The 1,277-nt window shown below is 58.7% G+C and carries 1 protein-coding gene and 1 pseudogene; both read right to left on the bottom strand.

All coding sequences use genetic code 11. From position 1 onward, the window contains the following. Positions 1–544 (bottom strand): annotated as a pseudogene (locus PPTH39_RS23430) (electron transfer flavoprotein subunit alpha/FixB family protein); the annotation flags it as partial. Between the two features lie 2 nt (positions 545–546). Further along, a partial coding sequence (locus tag PPTH39_RS23425) for an electron transfer flavoprotein subunit beta/FixA family protein (protein ID WP_095031338.1) occupies positions 547–1,277 on the bottom strand: 731 nt, incomplete at its 5' end.

The raw sequence follows: 1,277 nt of genomic DNA, 5'->3' as shown, positions 1-1,277 counted from the left end.
CTTCGCCAACAAACGACGAAGTGCCTGCATCGTGAACCGCTGCAACCGCTTCAACCGCTGCCGAACCACCTTGCGCAGCAACCGGGTCGAAACCGGTGGCGCGTACGGTGATCACTTTGACCGGCGCAGTGGACTGTACGGTGGCAATGGCGTTACCGGCGTAAATCGGACGAGTGAAGGTGTCGGCGCTAACCACCGAAATGATCTCGGAGATCTGATCAACGTCCAGTTGCGCAGCAACGCGCGGCAGGATGTTTTTGCCGTTGGAGGTGGCAGCGGCCAGGATATGGCTGTAGCCAGCGCCCAGCTCTGCAACCAATGGCGCAACGTTTTCAGGCAACTGATGGGCGTAGGCCGCGTTATCAGCAACCAGAACTTTGGCCACACCAGCGATCTGCGCAGCTGCTTCGGCTACAGCGCCAATGCCCTGGCCTGCAACCAGAACGTGGATGTCGCCACCGATTTTGGCGGCAGCGGCTACGGTGTTCAGCGTGGCCGGAGCCAGTGCCTTGCCGTCGTGTTCTGCGATTACCAAGATAGTCATGATTAGATTACCTTCGCTTCGTTTTTCAGTTTCTCGACCAGTTCAGCCACCGACTTGACCTTGATACCCGCGCTGCGTGCAGCCGGGGCTTCCACTTTCAGGGTTTTGTTGGTCGAAGCAGTCGAAACACCCAACGCGTCTGGCGTCAGTACTTCAAGCGGCTTTTTCTTGGCTTTCATGATGTTTGGCAGGGACGCATAACGCGGCTCGTTCAAACGCAGGTCGGTGGTGATGATCGCCGGCAAGCTCAGCGAAACGGTTTGCGCGCCGCCGTCTACTTCACGGGTCACGGCAACCTTGTCACCTGCCACTTCAACCTTGGACGCGAACGTGCCCTGACCGAAACCGGTCAACGCAGCCAGCATCTGGCCAGTCTGGTTGTTGTCGCTGTCGATGGCCTGTTTGCCCAGGATCACCAGCTGTGGCTGTTCCTTGTCGACAACGGCCTTGAGCAGCTTGGCCACGGCCAGCGAGGTCAGGTCTTCGGCGGACTCGACCAGAATGGCGCGATCAGCACCCAGCGCCAGCGCGGTACGCAGCTGTTCCTGAGCAGTGGTCGGGCCGATGGAGACGACGACGATTTCAGTCGCAACGCCTTTCTCTTTCAGGCGTACGGCTTCTTCCACGGCGATTTCGCAGAAGGGGTTCATCGACATCTTGACGTTGGCGAGGTCAACGCCGGAGTTGTCCGCTTTGACGCGCACTTTAACGTTGTAATCGACCACTCGTTTGA

This window comes from Pseudomonas bubulae (assembly GCF_900618535.1).
GTDB lineage: Bacteria > Pseudomonadota > Gammaproteobacteria > Pseudomonadales > Pseudomonadaceae > Aquipseudomonas > Aquipseudomonas bubulae.
The sequence above is the reverse complement of the archived record's forward strand: the minus strand, read 5'-3'. Positions and strand labels throughout refer to the sequence as shown.